Annotated in this window: 8 protein-coding genes; 5 read left to right on the top strand and 3 right to left on the bottom strand. The window is 63.3% G+C overall.

The annotated features are described in order from the left end of the window. Nucleotides 1-51 precede the first annotated feature (51 nt). Entirely contained in the window at nt 52-4971 is a 4920-nt protein-coding gene (locus HB634_RS12750) for an NAD-glutamate dehydrogenase domain-containing protein (protein ID WP_213948817.1), read from the bottom strand. Between the two features lie 268 nt (nt 4972-5239). Between HB634_RS12750 and HB634_RS12745 the strand changes: the two genes are divergently transcribed. The 4 genes from HB634_RS12745 (at nt 5240) to HB634_RS12725 (ending at nt 11425) form a co-directional block, all read left to right on the top strand. Beyond that, nucleotides 5240-5896, top strand: a complete 657-nt coding sequence (locus HB634_RS12745; RefSeq protein WP_213948816.1) for a TetR/AcrR family transcriptional regulator — start codon at nt 5240-5242, stop codon at nt 5894-5896. Beyond that, entirely contained in the window at nt 5893-7140 is a 1248-nt protein-coding gene (locus HB634_RS12740; RefSeq protein ID WP_213948815.1) for an efflux RND transporter periplasmic adaptor subunit, read from the top strand. The genes HB634_RS12745 and HB634_RS12740 overlap by 4 nt, the downstream gene beginning before the upstream one ends. Nucleotides 7141-7151: 11 nt before the next feature. After that, nucleotides 7152-10481, top strand: coding sequence for an efflux RND transporter permease subunit (locus HB634_RS12735; protein ID WP_213948814.1), 3330 nt, complete (start codon nt 7152-7154; stop codon nt 10479-10481). A 533-nt stretch (nt 10482-11014) separates the two neighbouring features. After that, nucleotides 11015-11425 carry a hypothetical protein gene (locus HB634_RS12725; RefSeq protein ID WP_213948812.1) on the top strand — a complete coding sequence of 137 codons (411 nt, stop codon included), beginning with the start codon at nt 11015-11017 and terminating at the stop codon, nt 11423-11425. A 66-nt stretch (nt 11426-11491) separates the two neighbouring features. On the opposite strand, the gene HB634_RS12720 is transcribed toward HB634_RS12725, so the two are convergent. Then, a complete protein-coding gene (locus tag HB634_RS12720) occupies nt 11492-11581 on the bottom strand; it encodes an acyl-CoA dehydrogenase family protein (protein ID WP_331709627.1) in 90 nt (29 codons plus the stop codon). A gap of 1348 nt (nt 11582-12929) precedes the next feature. Next, the gene (locus HB634_RS12715; protein ID WP_331709626.1) at nt 12930-14096 is read right to left on the bottom strand and encodes an acyl-CoA dehydrogenase family protein; all 1167 of its coding nucleotides are present in this window, start codon (nt 14094-14096) and stop codon (nt 12930-12932) included. Between the two features lie 165 nt (nt 14097-14261). Here HB634_RS12715 and HB634_RS12710 point away from each other — a divergent pair, with 165 nt between their 5' ends. Further along, the gene (locus tag HB634_RS12710) at nt 14262-15188 is read left to right on the top strand and encodes a metalloregulator ArsR/SmtB family transcription factor (RefSeq protein ID WP_213948811.1); all 927 of its coding nucleotides are present in this window, start codon (nt 14262-14264) and stop codon (nt 15186-15188) included. Nucleotides 15189-15194 lie beyond the last annotated feature (6 nt).

Raw genomic sequence — 15194 nt, 5'->3', positions numbered from 1 at the left:
CTGCTGTAGGAGCCGCTTCAGCGGCGATGGGTGGAACGCGACACCACAGGGTCAGACCGGGATCTGCGCCAGCTGGGCCAGGCGACGGACGGCGACCGAGGCGATCGGGTAGTCCGCGTTCTGGGTGAGGATTTCCGCAAGCATCGCGCGGGTGTACTTGAGCGTGGCATCGTCACGCTGCAACCAGGCCTGGACCGGGCTGACATCCGTGCGATCACCGGCGACCGAGATCACCTGCAGGGCAAGGGCACGATGCTGGGCGTTGAGCTCGTCCAGCAATGAACCGCGCGCTTGTGCGTGCCATGCGCCTTCCACGTTGAGCGCTTCGATCTGGCCACGCAGCCACTCGAGGTCGAGGGCTTCGGCCAGTTCGTAGAACACCTTGGCTACCGTAGCGATGTCCTTGCCGCTCTGCTTGGACACTTCGACCATGTCCAGTGCCGGACGCAGCACCGACACGCGCGCCAGGCGAACAGCCAGTGTGTCCGGCACGCCCAGGCCTTCCCACTTCTCCTGGCTCGCGGCGAAATCGCCCCGGCCGGTATTGGTAAGGCCCTCAGGCAAGGCCTGACGCAGCACGCTCACTTCGCTGGCATAGCGGTCGACGTTGGCCGCGATGTCCAGCGTGCCGCCCGGACGATTGAGCAGCCAGCGGGTCAGGTGGCGCAACAGCGACCAGATCTGCAGGATCGCGTCGATCTGGGTGTCCTCGGCGACCGTACCGTCGAGCGCTTCGATTTCGGCCCACAGTTCACGGGCATCGAGGATCTCGCGTGCGGCGGTGTACGCCTTGGCAATGGACGCCGGGCCGTGGCCGGTGTCTTCCTGCATGCGCATCATGAACGTGGCGCCCATGCGGTTGATCGTCGAGTTGGTCACCGCGGTGGCGATGATCTCGCGCTTCAGGCGATGGCGCTGCATGTGCTCGGCGTACTTCTCGTGCAGCGGCACGGGGAAGTAACGCACCAGCTCACGCGAGAGGTACGGATCTTCCGGCACGTCGGAATCCAGCAGCTGCTGGAACAGGCGAATCTTGTCGTACGACAGCAGCACCGACAGTTCCGGACGCGTCAGGCCCTGCCCACGGAGCTTGCGCTCGGTGAGCTCGGCAGCCGTCGGCAAGGATTCGACCGCACGGTCGAGCATGCCCTCGGCTTCCAGCGTGCTGATGAAGTGGGCCATCGAGCCCAGGCGACGCACCGACTGGTGTTCCATCACGGTGATGGCCTGGTTCTGACGGTAGTTGTCCCACAGCACGAGGCGACCGACTTCGTCCGTCATCTCGGCAAGCTGCTTGTTGCGGCCTTCGAAGGTGAGCTCACCACGCTGCACGGCGTCGTTGAGCAGGATCTTGATGTTCACCTCGTGATCGGAGGTATCCACACCCGCGGAGTTGTCGATGAAGTCGGTGTTGAGCAGCACACCCGCCTGGCCGGCCTCGATGCGACCCTTCTGGGTCATGCCCAGGTTGCCGCCCTCGCCTACCACCTTGCAGCGCAGCTCGTTGCCGTTCACGCGCAGCGCATTGTTCGCGCGGTCGCCCACGTCGGCATGCGTTTCACTGGTGGCCTTGACGTAGGTGCCGATGCCGCCGTTCCAGAGCAGGTCCACCGGCGCCTTCAGGATCGCCGAAAGCAGATCGGTCGGCGCCATGTGCGTGGCGTCGCTACGAATGCCGAGGACAGCCTTGATTTCCGGCGACACCGGCACCGACTTGGCGCTGCGCGGATACACGCCGCCACCTGCCGAGATCAGCGACTTGTCGTAGTCGTCCCACGAGGAGCGCGGCAGCGCGAACATGCGCTGGCGCTCGACGAAGGACTTCGCCGCGTCCGGATTCGGGTCGAGGAAGATGTGGCGGTGATCGAACGCGGCGAACAGGCGGATTTTCTCCGACAACAGCATGCCATTGCCGAACACATCGCCCGACATGTCACCCACGCCGACCACGGTGAAGTCTTCGGTCTGGCAATCGCGGCCCAGCGCGCGGAAGTGGCGCTTGACCGACTCCCAGGCACCCTTGGCCGTAATGCCCATGCCTTTGTGGTCGTAGCCGTTCGAACCGCCGGAGGCGAAGGCGTCGTCGAGCCAGAAACCGTGCTCGGTCGAGATCGCGTTGGCGATATCGGAGAACGTCGCCGTGCCCTTGTCCGCGGCGACCACCAGGTAGGGGTCGTCGTTGTCGTGACGAATCACGTCGTGCGGCGGAACCACCTTGCCCTCGACCAGGTTGTCGGTGATGTCGAGCAGGCCGTTGATGAACATGCGGTAGCAGGCGATACCCTCGGCCAGCTGCGCATCGCGATCGCCACCCACGGGCGGACGCTTCACGAAGAAGCCGCCCTTCGAGCCGACCGGCACGATGACCGTGTTCTTCACCATCTGCGCCTTGACCAGGCCAAGGACTTCCGTACGGAAATCCTCGCGGCGATCGGACCAGCGCAGGCCACCCCGTGCGACGGAGCCGAAGCGCAGGTGAATGCCTTCCACGCGCGGTGCATAGACGAAGATTTCGCGGAACGGCACCGGCTTGGCCAGCTCGGGCACCTGGTGCGAATCGAACTTGAAGCTCAGGTACGGACGGTACGCGCCGTCCCACAGCTGGAAGAAGTTCGTGCGCAGGGTAGCGTGGATCAGCGAGATGAAGCTGCGCAGGATGCGGTCTTCGTCGAGGCTGGAAACGTTATCCAGCAGCGCGTTGAGGGCTTCTTCGACCGCCGTGGCCTGCTCGGCGCGCGGACGGCCGAGCGACGAAACGAGATTGCCGATCAGGCCCGGCTGCGTGGCCAGCGTTTCCGGGCCGATGAGCGCATGCATCTCGTGCGAAAGCAGACTTTCCGCGCGCTCGCGCTCGGCGGGGTCGAGGCTTTCGCGGCGTGGGTCGAAGCGTGCGTTGAACAGCTCGACGATCAGGCCAGCGATAGCCGGGTAGTGATTGAGTGCATCTTCCATGTACGCCTGCGAGAAGGCGACGCCGGTCTGCAGCAGGTACTTGGTGTAGCTGCGCAGGATAGCCACCTGGCGCCAGCCGAGCTTGGCACCGAGGACAAGACGGTTGAAGCCGTCATTCTCGGCATTGCCGCGCCAGATCTGCTCGAAGGCATCCTCGAAGATCGAGCCAACCTGCTCGACATCGAAGGCGAGACGGTCGACCGGCTGCACTTCGAAGTCCTGGATGAACAGCGCGCTGTCGGCGAGCTTCAGCTCATACATGTGCTCGGTAAGCACGCGCAGGCCGAGGTTTTCCAGTTGCGGCAGCACTTCGGAAAGCGCGATATCGGACCCGGACCGGTAGACCTTGAAACGCAGTTCTTCCGGACGGTTCAGCGGATGGTAGAACGACATGCTGATCGCGTCGGGGCCATCCAGGCCAGCCAGCGCACGCACATCGGCGGCCGCCACGTGTGGCGCCACTTCGTCCACGTATCCGGCAGGCAACGCCTTGCCGTAGCGATTGGCCAGGATGATGCCCTGCTGTTCGCCGGCGGTTTCGATCAGGCGGTCGCGCAGCTCGTCGTTCCAGTTGCGCGCGATCGAGGCGATCTGCGCCTCCATGGAGGCCGCGTCGTAGACCGGGTGGTCGCCGATACGGGGACGAACCACCACGTGCAGGCGAACCAGAGCCGCCTCACCCATCAACACCGCGGAATCCACATGCTCGCCATGGAAGGCTTCACGCAGGACGCCTTCCACGCGCTCGCGCACGGCCGTATTGAAGCGGTCGCGCGGAATGAACACCAGGCAGGAGAAGAAACGACCGTAACTGTCGCGGCGGATGAACAGGCGCGTGCGCGTGCGCTGGGCGAGCTCGAGCAGGCCGATGGCCAGGGCGTAGAGTTCGTCGGTGCTGCACTGGAAGAGTTCGTCGCGCGGCAGGGTATCGAGGATATGGCGCAGCGCCTTGCCCGAATGCGAGTCCTGCTTCAGGCCGGAGCGAGTCATCACCGCTTCGCACTTGTCGCGCACCAGCGGCACGTGCTGCGGGTGGGCCATATAGGCATTGGACGAGAACAGGCCGAGGAAGCGCTGCTCCGCGACCGGGCGGCCCTTTTCGTCGAACTTGAGGACGCCGATGTAGTCCATGTAGCCCGCGCGGTGGATCGGCGAGCGCGCATTGGTCTTGGTCAGGATGATCGCATCGGTGGAACCCGAGCGCGGCAGCTCGCTGGCGACCAGGGTGCGCAGCGAGCGCGGTGCGAGCGAACGCTCCGCCGCGCGCAGGATGCCCAGGCCCGAGCCCTCGACCGTCCTCAGGACGTCATCACCCTCGCCGTGGGCCACTTCGTACTCGCGGTAGCCCATGAAGGTGAAGTGGTTGTCGGCGACCCAGCGCAGGAATTCCGTGGCTTCGCGCACTTCGTCCGCCGTGTACGGCAGGGAGCGCTTGCCGAGGTCGTCGGCCACCTCGTTCATTTTGGCGCGCATCGCACGCCAGTCGTCCACCGTCTCGCGTACGTCAGAAAGGGCAGTTTCGAGGTTGGCCTTGACCGTATCCAGCTCGGTGTCATCGAGGCGGTCGATCTCAAAACGCATGATCGACTCGCTGCTTTCACCCGAGCCGATGGCTTCAAGCAGACCGGCAGCGGAGCGGACCACCGGCACGACCGGGTGGATGATGACCTGAATGTCCGCATGCGCGGCGGCCACCATGGAAACGGTGTCGACCAGGAAGGGCATGTCGTCGGTGACGACCTCGATCACCGCGCGGCTGCCGGAAACGCCGGGATTATAGACGCGGACCTTGGCCTTGCCCGCCTGGCGCTCGCGCGCGAAGGTGAGCAGATCGGCGATCAGGGCAGCCCAGCGATCCGGCGCGTGCAGCGCGTAATCGGTCGGCGCGATGCGCTCGAAAAAAGCTTCGATAAAAAAGCGCGCCTCGTTGAGGCGCTCTGCGGGGTAGCCGATCTTCTTCAGTTCATCGAAAACAACGGCGTGGAACTGGCCGTCTGCTGCGGCGCGAATCGCATTCATGGGCGGATATCGATGTGGGGAGAGAGAGGAAAACCGTCAAAGCATAGCTCTCACCCATGGCATGTAGCCACACCATCGCGTACTCGTCGTTGGCGCTTTTTCAGTGCGCCGCGACATATTGCGCAACCTCCCACGAGGCGAAGCGTGCATGTTCCCCACCCGCGCCGGAGTGCAACGCAACAATTCGCACGCGAATGTTGTTCATGACCGTTGACGGTGGTCCGAGGGAGATTCTAAACTGGACGGTATAGTCCAGCAGGTATACGAAATGGCGAACCTGGATCCCCGGCCGACTTCCGATCGTCAGCAACGGGTGCTCCAGGCGGCTTGTGCGTTATTCCTGCGTGACGGTTACCGCGTCAGTATGGGCGCCGTGGCACGCGAGGCGGGCGTGTCCAAGCAAACTGTGTATGCGCACTTCGAAAATAAGGACACCCTGTTCCACGCTGCCGTCGAACAACTTGTCTTACCCCTGCACGCCACCCTCACCCCGGAAAGTCGCGGCCTGAGCAACACGCTCATCGCGCTGGCCAGGGCGCACCAGACCTACGTGACAGACCAGGTACACGTGGCGCTGGGCCGGATGCTCATCGCGGAAGCCCCGCGGTTCCCGGCCGCGGCGCGAACGTTTTTCCGGACCGCGATCGATACCGTCGCGACCCGGCTGGCCGGTTGCATGGCTGAAGCGATGGACCATGGAACGATGCGCCGCGAGGACCCTGAGGTCGCCGCGGAACTGTTCCTTTCCATGCTTCACGGGCTCGAAGGGGATCGCCGCCTCTTCGGCATCCATGCGAGGGGACAAAAGGCACAGGACGACTGGGCGCGACACGCGGTAACTGTATTTATGCATGCGTACGACATCCTCCCGGATGCCACGGCGCTTACGACAAAGAAACCTGGAATAGGAACGGAGTTCTCATGAATCCCCTGCCCCTGCGCACCCCCTTGCTGGCCCTCGGCCTCGCCGCCGCGCTTGCCGCCTGCCACAAGCAGGAAGCACCACCGGCGCCGCCCCCGGCCCCGGTCGGCATCATCAGCGCCCAGCCGCAGACCGTTCCCCTGATCCAGGATCAGGTCGGACGCATCTCGGCCCTGCGGACTGCCGACGTACGCGCCCGCGTACCCGGCATCCTGCTGAAGCGACTCTATGCCGAAGGCACGGATGTGAAGGCCGGCCAGAAGCTGTTCCAGATCGACCCGCAGCCGCTCACGGCCGAACTGAACTCGCAGCTCGCCCTGCTGGCCTCGGCGAAAGCGACGGCGGCCAACAACAAGGCCACCGCTGACCGCAACCGCGGCCTTATCGGCAAGAACTACGTGTCCCGGCAGGACCTGGACAACGCCGAGGCTGCCCAGCGCACGGCCGATGCCGCCGTGAAGCAGGCCGAGGCCAATGTCCAGTCGGCCCGGATCAACCTCGGCTTCACCGACGTGGTCTCACCGATCGACGGCCGCGCCGGCCAGCAGCAGGTCACCGAGGGCGCCCTCGTCGGCCAGAATGACACCACCCTGCTGACCCAGGTCGACCAGATCGACCAGCTGTACGTGAACTTCAGCATGTCGGTGACCGACCTCGACACCATGCGTCGCGCTGCCGCCTCGGGAGACGCCACGCTGTCGCCGACCGACAAGTCCACGGTGAGCATCCAGCTACCGGACGGCTCGGACTACAGCGAGAAGGGCATGCTCGACTTCTCGTCGGCCACCGTGAACCCGCAGACCGGCACGGTGAATCTCCGCGCCCAGCTCGCCAACCCCGATGTACGCCTGCTCCCAGGCCAGTTCGTGACGGTCAAGGCCAACCTGGGCAACCTGCATAACGTCTACCTGGTTCCCCAGGCGGCCGTGCTGCGCGATCCGGGCAGCGCCTATGTGCTGGTCGTCGGCGAGGCGAAGGCAAAGGATCCGCAGACGGGCGAAGAGAAGACCATCCCGTCGGCCGCCGTGCGCCGCACGATCGTCGCCGACCGCATCAGTGGCGGGAACTGGGTCGTGACCGGTGGCCTCAAGCCGGGCGACAAGATCATCGTCGACGGCCTCGCCAAGGCGAAGGAAAACGCGCCGGTGAACCCGTCCCCGGCCAAGGCCACGCAGGACGCCGGTGCTCCCGGCGCCCCCGCTCCGGCAAAGGCAGCCTCGTCGGCCGCCCCCGCCGGTAAGCAGTAAGGGAGTTACCCATGCCGACTTTCTTCATCGACCGCCCCATCTTCGCGTGGGTCGTGGCGATCCTGATCAGCCTTTGCGGCACGATCTCCCTGCTCAACATGGGTATCGAGTCGTACCCGAACATCGCCCCGCCACAGGTCGTCGTTACCGCGACCTACCCCGGTGCGAGCGCGGATACGACCGAAAAGACCGTGACGCAGGTGATCGAGCAGCAGCTGACCGGTATCGATCACCTGCTCTACTTCAGCTCCGCCTCCAGCTCCAGCGGCACGGCGACCGTCACGCTGACGTTCGAGACCGGTACGGATCCGGACATCGCCCAGGTCCAGGTGCAGAACAAGGTGTCGCTCGCGACGCCTCGCCTGCCCGCGGAAGTGACCCAGCAGGGCGTCGTGGTGGCCAAGTCCAACCCCGACTTCCTGATGTTCGTCGCGCTGACCTCGAACAATCCGGCGATCGACGGTAACCGACTGACCGACATCGTCTCCTCGCAGGTGCTCGACCAGATCGCCCGTATCCCCGGCGTGGGCAGCACGCGCCAGCTGGGTGCCGAATACGGCATGCGCGTCTGGCTCAACCCGGACAAGCTGCGTGGCTACGGCCTGTCGGCCACGAACCTGCGTGACGCGCTCAGCACGCAGAACGTGCAGTTCGCCGCCGGCTCCATCGGTACCGATCCGGCCACCAACGGCCAGGGCTTCAGTGCCACGGTCTCCGCGGAAGGCCGCTTCACCTCGCCGGAAGAGTTCTCCAACATCATCCTGCGCGCGAACAACGACGGCACTGTGGTCCGCCTCAAGGACGTCGCACGCGTCGAGCTCGGGCCGCAGACCTACGGCTTCAACGCCCAGTGGAACGGCACGCCCACCGGCTCGTTCGGTGTGCAGCTGCTGCCCGGCGCGAACGCGCTGGACGTCGCCAACGCCGTCCGCGCCAAGATGACGGACCTCGCCAAGAGCTTCCCGGACGGCGTCACCTGGTTCGCCCCGTACGACACGACGCAGTTCGTGACGATCTCGATCACGGAAGTGGTGCATACCCTGGTCGAGGCGATCATCCTCGTCTTCCTGGTGATGCTGCTGTTCCTGCAGAACTTCCGCGCCACGATCATCCCGACCCTGGTCATCCCGGTGGCCCTGCTCGGCACCTTCCTGGGTCTGTCGCCGCTCGGCTTCACCATCAACCAGCTCACCCTGTTCGGCATGGTGCTGGCCATCGGTATCGTGGTCGATGACGCGATCGTGGTGATCGAGAACGTCGAACGCATCATGTCGGAAGAAGGGCTGTCGCCCCCGGCAGCCACGCGTAAGGCGATGGGCCAGATCACCGGCGCCATCGTGGCGATCACCGTGGTGCTGGCGGCGGTGTTCGTGCCCTCGGCCCTGCAGCCGGGCGCGTCGGGCATCATCTACAAGCAGTTCGCACTGACGATCGCGGTGTCGATGGGCTTCTCGGCCTTCCTCGCCCTCTCGTTCACGCCGGCGCTTTGCGCGACGATCCTCAAGCCGACGCACGGCGAGCGGAAGAACGTCGTCTACCGCAAGTTCAACCAGGTGTTCGACAAGGTCCAGCACACCTACTCCGGCCATATCAGCGGCGCGATTCGTCACGCCCCGCGCTGGATGATCGTGTTCGTCCTGATCGCCGTACTCTGCGGCTTCCTGTTCGCCAGGCTGCCGACCAGCTTCGTCCCCGACGAAGACCAGGGTTACGCGCTGGCCATCGTGCAGTTGCCGCCGGGTTCGAGCATCGCTCGTACCGAGCACGTGATGGGCAGCGTCAAAGGCATCGTTCTCAAGGATCCGTCCATCGAGGGCGTGTTCGCGATCTCCGGCTTCAGCTTCGTGGGTACCGGTGAAAACGTCGGTATGGCCTTCATCAAGTTGAAGGACTGGGACACCCGTGACTACACGGCCACCCAGATCATCCAGCAGTTGAACGGCAAGATGCAGGGCGTGCGTGATGCCACGATCTTCGTGGTCAACCTGCCCACGATCCGCGGCCTGTCGCAGTTCGGCGGTATCGACATGTACCTGCAGGCACGTGCCGGCCAGTCGCGCGCGGAACTGACCCAGGCCCGCAATGCCCTGCTCGGCGCCTCCGCGCAGAACAAGGCCCTGGTAGGCATCCGTCCGAACACGCTGGAAGATGCACCGCTGCTGCAGTTGAACGTGGACCGCACCCAGGCCCAGACCATGGGTCTGAACGTCAGCGATATCTATACCGCGATCCAGCTCACGCTGGCCCCGGTGTACATCAACGACTTCCAGTACGGCGGTCGCGTGAAGCGCGTGATGCTGCAGGCGGATGCGCCGTACCGCATGGGTACGGATGCCTTCGCACACATCTTCACGCCCAGCACCCTGGCGTCGTCTACCTCTAGCTCGACATCGGCCACGACGGGCTCCTCCGTTGCCAGCGCGTCCACCACTACCGACAGCTCGATGATCCCGCTGTCTACCGTGGTGCATTCGAACTGGACGATGGCCGCACCGACGCTCAACCGCTACAACGGTTACTCGGCCGTGGAAATCGTCGGTAACGAGGCCCCCGGGTTCTCCACCGGCCAGGCGATGGGTGTCGTCGAAGGCATCGTGAACGACAAGCTGCCGAAGGGCTTCGGTTATGACTGGACAGGCCAGTCATACCAGGAAATCCTCTCCGGCAACTCGTCGACGATGCTGCTGGCGCTGTCGATCGTGATCGTGTTCCTCTGCCTTGCCGCGCTGTACGAGAGCTGGTCCATCCCGGTCGCCGTCCTGCTGGTGGTGCCGCTCGGCATCCTCGGTACGGTCGTCGCCTCGATGCTGCGTGGCCTGCCGAACGATATCTACTTCAAGATCGGCATGATCACGGTCATCGGCCTGGCAGCGAAGAACGCCATCCTGATCGTCGAGTTCGCGGTGGAGAAGCAGCAGGAAGGCAAGACCCTGCGCGACGGTGTGGTCGAGGCAGCCCGCCTGCGACTGCGCCCCATCCTGATGACCTCGCTGGCCTTCATCCTCGGCGTGTTCCCCCTGGTGATCTCCACGGGTGCAGGTGCGAACTCCCGCCACTCGATCGGTACCGGCGTCATCGGCGGCATGCTCTTCGCCACCTTCCTCGGCCTGCTGCTGATTCCGGTGTTCTACGTCAGCGTTCGCCGCATGCTGGGCGACAAGCTGGACGAGGTCTCGCACACGATGCCGCACGTCGGTCACGATGACGACAACGATCCGCACGGCGGTGGTGGCAACGGTCCGCACGATGGTGGTCCGACCAACCTCGAGCCGCACGCGCCGAACGTCGGTGATGTGAGGGCCTTCGATTCGGACTCGCATCGCGGAACGGATCGAACGTAAAAACGTTACATCGAGAACGAAAGAGCCCGGCGAAAGCCGGGCTTCTTTTTTGCTCGTTTTTTTTGCTTGTTGTAGGAGCCGATTCATCGGCGATGCTCTCCGCCCCGGCCCCTCACAACTCAAAAGAAGCCACCTACCCTCCCCACCTCTTCCGCCCGACATAACGCACGAGCGACTAAATCGACCCTTGGTGATCCGAATGAACGGATCCCACCGTGGAAGAAAATTCAGAATCCTTCTATTCCCACAAACCCATCGAACGTAGTTCCATGTTCGTGCGGGGTCAGCCATGGCCCTGAGCTTAGAGTGGCACGAGGCAAAAGCTCGTTCGAATAAATCCAAACACGGCGTTTCCTTTGAAACCGCCTGCCTGGCGTTCTCTGACCCCTACTACACCGTTCTTCGCCACTGCGAACTCAATGGCGAAGAACGACTTCACATCGCCGCCCTGACCCCGGGGAAACTACTGTTCGTCGTATATACCTGGCGCGGTCAGAACATACGTCTTATTTCTGCCCGAGAGGCTATCCGCCATGAATTCATTAGATACTGGAACGATCGTTACCTACACGTTCGATCCTGACGCACCGCCCACACCGGAGCAAATTGCTGAACTCAAAGCACTCGATGGCCGCGCCATTGACTGCAGCGACATTCCCGAAACCCCTCCGGACGCCCTCTGGATGAGGCTGGGACCTGGCAACTTGTTGGGACGCCTGATGGCTGAAGCACGAGATCGTGAGCACGCCGGCGGCCCATTCGACAGCATTGAACGCCTGCTTCCGACATTGATCGCAAGAGTCGCCGCCATGGAAGATAACTACATCAACTTGAGCGACATGCCTGAGATGGCACCCTATGCGCTGACGCTGATAACCGGCAACGGTCCCAGTCTCGAAGCGCTCATGCCGGAAGCCCGGAAACTCGCCTTCGCCGCCGCTTAATCCACAAAAAAAACCCCGGCAATGCCGGGGTTTTCGTGTGATTAGCCAGAGGTAGCTAGACGCGCCTCAGCGCAACCCCGTCTCCGCACGCGCAATCACCAGACGCTGAATCTCGCTCGTACCCTCGTATATCTCCGTGATCTTCGCATCTAAGATCGTTGCCGATACCTACAGTCGCGTGCCCGTCCACGACCCTCGGCTCTAACTCTAGAGTGTACGGTTCTTTAGACCTATTCCCCGCCTACGACCTAGTCTCGACTGACCAAATCAAGTTGCACAGATCGTAGGTGTATGACGTTATGGCAGCGTCACCTGAGCTCTGATGCCAACCCACATTGGTTACACCTTGCTGGGTTCCCGAGAGGCTGTCGCTTACAGTGAGGTTATACGCGGTCATTTAGACGTCCTTATATAGGTGTCAATCTGCAACGACCGGACAGCGTCAGCGACGATACTGCTGAAGCTTACGGGCATCCGCCCTTGCAGCCTGACCTACAAATTTGTGTGATTCGTCCGTGCGACAGACACACAGAACCATCCCAGAAGTAGGTGCTTGCGGGACCGGATAGGAGCGCATGAGCTACAGCGCTGGTAGCATCGCCTCTCTTCGCAGAGACGAGCGCCTTGAAATCACGCTTGAGGTCACTCGCGTCATCCCACGATTGACCACCTCGGGTTATTCCTTGCGTAGATACTGGGTACGCAAGAAGAGGCTCCAGATCCTGGGATCGCCCGCGTAGAATCGCCGCTTGCATCAGGAATGCCGCACGCTCGTTGAGTTCCCGCTCGGCCTTATAGGCTTCATTGAGCCGAGCGTCCCGGTTAAGGATGACGACACGAGGGTTTCGATCACCCCTGCCCACCCATGTACCGACGAGGTACGAGCAGTCGTACGCCGCGAGGTCACGACCGTCGTCGTAGAGGCCAACAGGAACGTCGAACTTCAGTTTGAATGTGCCTTCACTTTTCCCCGCTGAGTCGGTTTCCCTCAGGACGAGTGAGTCGTCATCCTTCGCGAAGGTGCCATCCAGGCCAACCTGGTCTTCGCTGGCTGCGTAGCCGCCGAAACCTTCTGCTCGTCTGCCGCCACTGACCCAAAGTGCTATACGAACCTTCTGATCGCCGACGGAGCCTTGATACACAACGGGCTTGCTTGCAGGAACGTCAATCGCCGTAAAGGAGTGGCATGCCGAATGAGCCACTGGAGCCACAAGGCACAGAAGCACCGAAATAGCCGAACACAAAACGCTGGTCCGCCGTCTTGCAAGTAGACCGATACTCGATTTGAACCACATCCTGTGTGCCCCTGTTGCAGACTGTCGACCCTTCTTCAACCGAGTCTTCCCAGCTACAGAGATAATCGTCAATCTGGCAAGATCTTGCGATGGAATAAATGCGAAAGACATCGCAAATACTTAGGAACTCGCTATAGAAATCTGCGCAGCATCAAAAAAAAGCCCCGAACGCTTCGAGGCCTTTCTCTTTATCTTGCCGAAAACGTGCCTCAGCGCAACCCCGTCTCCGCACGCGCAATCACCAGACGCTGGATCTCGCTCGTACCCTCGTAGATCTCGGTGATCTTGGCGTCACGGAAGTAACGCTCCAGCGGCATTTCCTTCGAATAACCCATGCCGCCGTGAATCTGCACGGCCTGATGGGTGATCCACATCGCAGCTTCCGAGGCGACCAGCTTGGCCATGGAGGCTTCAGTGCCGAAACGCCCGCCGGTCTTCTCGACCTGAGCCTTGGTCCATGCCGCACGCAGGGTCAGCAGCAGCGCCGAATCCAGCTTGCACTTCATGTCGGCGATCTTCGACTGGGTCATCTGGAAGGTGCCGATCGGGTGGCCGAAGGCCTTGCGATCGCGCGACCAGACCAGGGTGGCTTCGTACGCGGCGCGGGCGATGCCGATGGCCTGCGAGGCAATACCGATACGGCCGGCGTCCAGCACGCCCATGGCGATACCGAAACCCTTGCCTTCGGCGCCAAGCATGTCGTCCGCCGGGCACACGTAGTCATGGAACTCGATTTCGCAGGTGGCCGAGGCGCGGATACCGAGCTTCGGCTCGGTCTTGCCGGCCATGAAGCCCGGGCGCTTGGTGTCGATGATGAAGGCCGACACCCCACGGGCACCCATCCCCGGCGTGGTCACGGCGAACAGAACGATGTAGCGGGCGACCGGGCCGGAGGTGATCCAGCTCTTCTTGCCGTTGATCACCCAGTCACCCTCGGCGTTCTTCACGGCGCGGGTGTGCATGTTCGAGGCGTCGGAGCCCGATTGCGGCTCGGTGAGCGCGTAGGCGCCGATGGCTTCGCCCGAAGCGATGGCGCGCACGTACTTCTGCTTCTGCTCTTCGGTACCGTTCTTCAGGATGCCGTTGCAGAACAACGAGTTGTTCACCGACATGATGGTCGAGGTGGCGGCATCGGCCGCGGCGATCTCGACCATGGCCAGCACGTAGGCCACCGGATCCATGCCCGCGCCGCCGTACTCTTCAGGCACTTCGATGCCCATCAGGCCCAGCTGACCCATTTCCTGGATGTTTTCCAGCGGGAATTCACCCTTCGCGTCGTGTTCGGCGGCGACAGGGACGATGCGCTTCTGGGCGAAGTCGCGCGCGATGGACTGGATCGACAGTTGGTCGTCGGTAAAACGGAAATCCATGAGCATTCCTCGGGCCGGCCCTGAAGGTCGGCAAGTCTTGGGGTAGAGACAAGCCGCCCATTCTAACGGCCGTTCGAGCCAATGCCTCCATGCACTGCAACATCGGCCTTGACGCTGGCGCGGCGCGGCCCCATCCTTATGTATCTCTCTATCGCGATAAAAGGATTCGGCATGGATTTGTCGACGGCCTCCACCGTGCTTCGCCTGCTGGCCGACCCCACGCGGGTCCGCTTGCTCGCCCTGCTGGATCGCGAGGAGTTGACCGTGGCCGAACTGGCCTCCGTGCTGCACCTGGCCCAGCCACGCGTGTCCACCCACCTGGCCAAGCTCAAGGAAGCCGAGCTGGTACGCGACCGCCGGGCCGGCGTGTCCGCCTATTATCGGGCCAACGCGGAGGCCGATCCTACCCTGGCGGCCCTCGTTGCCTCCCTGCGCGACACCCTGAGCGACGCCCTGCTCCGCGAGGATGCGGAGCGCCTTCCGGCCGTCCTCGCCCAGCGGGCGCGCACCGAAGGCTGGGCAGATACCGTCGCGGGCGACATGGAGCGCCATTACTCCCCCGGCCGCACCTGGGAAACCCTCGCGCGCTCCCTGCTCCAGCTGCTCGCCACCGGCGACGTACTGGACATCGCTTCCGGCGATGGCGTCACCGCGGAGCTGCTCGCGCCGCACGCCCATTCCATCGTCTGCGTCGACAGTTCGGAGCGCGTGGTGGACGCCGCGCGCCTGCGCCTGGCCAGCTTCACCAATGTGGACGTGCGTACGGGCGACATGCACGCGCTCGACCTGGAAGACGATCGTTTCGATCTTGTCCTGCTGCTCCACGCCCTCACTTATGCGGAGCGGCCCGAGGCTGTCTTCGCCGAGGTGACGCGCGTCCTCAAGCCGGGCGGACGACTTCTCCTGTCGACCCTGGGAGAACATGAGCACCGCGCCGTGATCGAGCCCTTCGACCATCGCAACCTCGGCTTCACCTGCGAGGGCCTGGTCGCCATGGCGACGGCGGCTGGCCTCGACGTGGTCAGCTGCGAACGCCTCAGCCGCGAGCGCCGCGCGCCGCATTTCGAAGTGATCAGCCTGCTCGCACGCAAGCCCTGACCGGAG

This window comes from Luteibacter sp. dw_328, from assembly GCF_018449605.1.
Lineage (GTDB): Bacteria > Pseudomonadota > Gammaproteobacteria > Xanthomonadales > Rhodanobacteraceae > Luteibacter.
Note: the sequence above shows the minus strand (reverse complement) of the source record. Positions and strands in the feature narration are given on the sequence as shown.

Bases quoted from the DNA above. Each gene is read 5' to 3' on its own strand.
- HB634_RS12745 (WP_213948816.1), top strand. From the start codon at position 5,240: ATGGCGAACCTGGATCCCCGGCCGACTTCCGATCGTCAGCAACGGGTG.
- HB634_RS12740 (WP_213948815.1), top strand. From the start codon at position 5,893: ATGAATCCCCTGCCCCTGCGCACCCCCTTGCTGGCCCTCGGCCTCGCC.
- HB634_RS12725 (WP_213948812.1), top strand. From the start codon at position 11,015: ATGAATTCATTAGATACTGGAACGATCGTTACCTACACGTTCGATCCT.
- HB634_RS12715 (WP_331709626.1), bottom strand. From the start codon at position 14,096: ATGCTCATGGATTTCCGTTTTACCGACGACCAACTGTCGATCCAGTCC.
- HB634_RS12750 (WP_213948817.1), bottom strand. From the start codon at position 4,971: ATGAATGCGATTCGCGCCGCAGCAGACGGCCAGTTCCACGCCGTTGTT.
- HB634_RS12710 (WP_213948811.1), top strand. From the start codon at position 14,262: ATGGATTTGTCGACGGCCTCCACCGTGCTTCGCCTGCTGGCCGACCCC.
- HB634_RS12735 (WP_213948814.1), top strand. From the start codon at position 7,152: ATGCCGACTTTCTTCATCGACCGCCCCATCTTCGCGTGGGTCGTGGCG.